The sequence below is a fragment of the Phycisphaerae bacterium genome (assembly GCA_012729815.1).
Lineage (GTDB): Bacteria > Planctomycetota > Phycisphaerae > JAAYCJ01 > JAAYCJ01 > JAAYCJ01.
Map to the genome: position 1 here is coordinate 1 of JAAYCJ010000182.1, position 4,132 is coordinate 4,132.

A 4,132-nucleotide genomic window follows, 5' to 3' on the forward strand; every position below is an offset into this window, starting at 1 on the left:
CAGCCGACAGCGCATCCGGCTGCGACGGCGACACCACCGTCAACAGATGCTCCGCAAACCCCTGCAGCCGCGGCGATCCCGGATTCTCATACCAGTACACGCTCCCGCCCGCCCGATCCGTCGCCACGATATCAATATCCGCATCGGCTTGCGGATCGACATTCACCGCCAGAACCCGCGTCAATCCCGTCCGCAGTGTGATCGTCCGAATCCGCCACGGCTCCAGAATGTTCTCCGCGCCCGGATTCTCAAGCCAGATCATCCCCGCCGTCCGACCCACCGCGACAATATCCAAATCCCCATCCTCGTCCAGATCGGCCACCGCCAGCCGTTCATAACCAAACCCCGGCGTCTCCGCGATCACAAACGGCTCATACACCCCAGCCGACGTCACCAGCGCGCTCGTATACCACAGCACAATCACGTCATCCGTCGGACTCGCCGCCACAATCTCCACCGGCGACTGATCGTTCAAATCCGCCGCCTTCACGTCCCGCCACTCCGAAACCGCCACCGGATTCTCCAGCACCGAGGCGTCCCACACCCCGCCGCTGTTCGCGAACGTCGGCGCCAGCAGCACCACCACGTTCCCCTCATCCGTCGCCGCCAACACATCCAACTGCGGCGTCCGATCCAAATCCACAGCCGCCAGACTCAACACGTCGCCATACCCAAAGGCAATCACCGAGTTGACCCACTGGTCAAACGTCACCTGCCCGTTGAGAATCACCGCCTCATCCGAATCGAATCCCGACACCCCATCCAAATCCCCATCCCCGTCAATGTCCGCCAGCAACACGTACCCCTCGCCCGAGGTATCGATCGTCGCACTGGCCTCCAGAATCGGCTGCGCCCGGAAATACAGCGGGATCTCCAGCGGCGGCGGAACAACCACCTCAAACAAACATCCCAACCCCGTCAAAACTACCACCAGACAAACCGCTCCAACCGCAAAGCGCACCACCAACCCCCACCCGGTAAGCACAGCCTTCTTTCCCATGACACGATCTCCGTCAAGCGAATACGTGTTCGATGGACGGATGCACCCCCCGTCCCCAACGGTACGTCCCATCTTACCAGATCAGGGAAAAAATGGGCAGGACAAATTCAACAGGCAGGGAGAGAACGGCAGTAGCAAAACTGATGGACTATCGTCGGGAATTATTACTGCCGGCGCGCACGAAATTTGTATGACAACCATATCATCATATCAATTCGCGTCACCTCGCCAGGTCGTCAAACGACGCGCCCGATCGCGTGTAATCGACAAAGTAATCGATGATCTTCCGCGTCCACAGACCCGGCTTGCCGTCCCCGATCGGCTTCTCGTCAAGCCGCACGATCCCCCGGATCTCCTCGCCCGTCCCCGACACCAAAAGCTCTTGCGCCCCAAAGGCTTCGGCCAAACTGAAAGGCCGCTCCTCGATCGGAAGTCCCACCCGCCTGGCCACCGCCAGCACCACCTGACGGGTCACCCCGGGCAAAATCTCCCGGCCCAGCGGCCGGGTCACCAATTTGTCCCCAATGATCGCAAATGCATTGGAGACAGCACCTTCCGTCACCACACCCTCGTCGACGAAGATCGCTTCACCCGCTTTTCGCCGGTACGCCTCGCGCCGCGCCATCACGTTCGGCAGCAAATTCAACGACTTGATGTCGCAGCGTTTCCAGCGAATATCGGGATAACTGATGGCGGCAATGCCGTTTACGACCTTGCTGGTGTTGTCGTAGGCCGGTTTGATGGTCAGCAGAAACTGCGGTTCCATCGGCTCATCGACCACATGCGCCCGCGCAGCGCAGCCGCGGGTAATATGGAAGTACACCAGACAGTTGGCATGATCCACCGCGTCAAACGCTTCGAAAACCCATTGGCGCACCTGGTTTAGATCGACGTTGTCGATTTGGATTTCGCGCAGGCTGCGCGCGAGTCGCTGGAAGTGTTGTTCGATGCCCCAGAGTTTGCCGGCGTAGGACTGCAGGGCTTCGTACACGCCGTCGCCGAAAGTCAGCCCGCGATCGTGGGCGCTGACCACGGCGTGATCGGGTGAAACGATCTGGCCCTGGATCATGGTCAGGAGCAGGTGGGTTTTTACGGAAGGGGGAGTCAGTGTCATCGTCACGTCCAATCATCCTTGAGGGCCGGGGAAAAACAGGACCGGCGACCCCTGGAGATTCTTCGGCGTCTGCCGGCGGTTTTCTTGACCTTGTTTGGGTTGTTGCTATTGGGTTGGCGCTTCATCGGAATTGCCGAGGAGGGCATCGACGAAACGGGCGGGATCGAAGGGTTCGAAGTCGTCGAGGGTTTCGCCGACGCCGATGAATTTGACGGGGATATCGACCTGGTCTCGGATGGCGACGACGATTCCGCCGCGGGCGGTTCCGTCGAGTTTGGCGAGCATGATTCCGGTGACGTCGGCGGCCTGTTTGAACATTCGGGCCTGATTGAGGGCGTTCTGGCCGGTGGTGGCGTCGAGGACGAGGAGGACCTCGTGGGGCGCGCCGGGGATCTGCTTGGCGACGACGCGGCGGATTTTTTCGAGTTCTCGCATGAGGTGGTCCTGGGTGTGGAGGCGTCCGGCGGTGTCGATGACGAGGTAGTCGGCCTTGCGTGATTTGGCGGCTTCGCAGGCATCGAAGGCGACGGCTCCGGGGTCGCTGTTGGCCTGATGGTGGACGATCTGGACGCCGACGCGCTGGGCCCAGATGGTGAGCTGTTCGATGGCGGCGGCCCGGAAGGTGTCGCAGGCGCCGAGGATGACGCGGTGGCCCTGGTCGTTGAGGTACTTTGAGATTTTGGCGACGCTGGTGGTCTTTCCGGAGCCGTTGATACCGGCGACGAGGACGACGGTGGGCCCGGTGTCGGCTTTGGCGAGTCGTCGGTCGGCGTCGGGCCAGTAGTCTTTGAGTTCCTGTTTGAGGTAGGGCAGGATTTCCTGGGCCTGTTTGATTTTGCCGGCTTTGTAGGCGGCTTCGAGGTCGGCGATGATTTTTTCGGTGCTGGCGACGCCGAGGTCGGCGGCGATGAGGGTGTCGTGGAGGTCTTCGAGGAGGTCCTTGTCGATTTTACGGCCGACCCGCAGGACGGCTGAGAGGGCGGAGGTGAGTCGGGTGCGGGTTTTGGTGAGCCCGTCCTTGAGGCGTTTGAACAGTGCGAAGGCCATTACTCTTGCACCTCCTTGGCCGACCAATCCTGATCGTCAGGTTCCGGGGCGGTTGCGCCGACTCGGGTCTGTGGGTTGCGCAGCTCGATGACTTCGGGCAGCGATCGGGCGATGGCGTCGAGGACGCCGTTGATAAATTGGGGCGATTCGGCGGTCGAGTATCGTTTGGAGAGTTCGATGGCCTGGTCGAGGATGACCTTGATCGGGACTTCGGGTCGGTTGAGCAATTCGGAGACGGCGAGTCGCAGGACGGCCCGGTCGACGAGGGCGATCCGCTGGAGCTGCCAGTGCTTGACGGTCTTGCCGATGAGTTCGTCGCTGGTTTTTCGGGTTTCCCAAGCCTTGTGGGCGAGGTCGGAGGCGAGGGTCATAATCTCGCTTGAGACCTGGGCGTCGGCGATGAAGGCTGGGACGTCCTGGAGGAAATCGTCGCCCTGGACGTCCAGTTGGGTCAAACATTGAAGGGCCAGCGAACGGGCAAGGGCCCGCCAGTCGCTGGGCACGTCGTCTTTAGTATTGTCAATCATGCTATGGCAACCGTTTTTTTCAAAGCTGTCCGCCCGCTGCGAGTCTCCGGATGCTAGTCCCATGCGGCGGGCCAATTCTGGTAGATAAGTGTACTCACGGGGGTGGCTGACTGCAAGCGGGGGGTGGGGAAAAAGGGGGGGCCGGGAGTCCGCAGGTCAGGGGGTCAGCGAATCAGGGGGTCAGGAAATCCGGGAGTCCGGGCGTCCGGTACGCAAGGCGAAGGCAAAATGCAGAAGGCAAAATGCAGAGTGCAGAATGGGCCGCCGGAGGCGGCTTAGAGGCGGAGGGAGGTTTCCCGCGGAGGCGCGGAGACGCTGAGGGGGGAATGGGGATTCGGGGGTTGGGGTTGGGGATTCGGGAGAAGGCGGGGCGGGCTGAGGGCGGTGGGAAAACAGGGGGTCAGGTGGTCGGGTGGTCAGGTAGTCAGGGTGAGGCGGGCCGAG

Annotated in this window: 4 protein-coding genes; all 4 read right to left on the minus strand. The window is 61.5% G+C overall.

Annotation, left to right across the window (positions count from 1 at the left end):
- A partial coding sequence (locus GXY33_12325) for a hypothetical protein (protein NLX05917.1) occupies nt 1–1,000 on the minus strand: 1,000 nt, incomplete at its 3' end.
- Nucleotides 1,001–1,220: 220 nt separating this feature from the next.
- Nucleotides 1,221–2,120, minus strand: a complete 900-nt coding sequence (locus tag GXY33_12330) for an amino acid aminotransferase (GenBank protein ID NLX05918.1) — start codon at nt 2,118–2,120, stop codon at nt 1,221–1,223.
- Nucleotides 2,121–2,219: 99 nt separating this feature from the next.
- Complete coding sequence (ftsY, locus tag GXY33_12335; GenBank protein NLX05919.1) at nt 2,220–3,161, minus strand: signal recognition particle-docking protein FtsY; 942 nt, start codon at nt 3,159–3,161, stop codon at nt 2,220–2,222.
- Nucleotides 3,161–3,688 (minus strand): transcription antitermination factor NusB, encoded by a 528-nt coding sequence (gene nusB / locus GXY33_12340; protein ID NLX05920.1) that lies wholly within the window; start codon nt 3,686–3,688, stop codon nt 3,161–3,163. Before nusB ends, ftsY begins: the two co-directional genes overlap by 1 nt.
- Nucleotides 3,689–4,132: the final 444 nt, after the last annotated feature.

Coding starts and splice junctions, on each gene's coding strand:
- ftsY (NLX05919.1), bottom strand. CDS start 3,161: ATGGCCTTCGCACTGTTCAAACGCCTCAAGGACGGGCTCACCAAAACC.
- nusB (NLX05920.1), bottom strand. CDS start 3,688: ATGATTGACAATACTAAAGACGACGTGCCCAGCGACTGGCGGGCCCTT.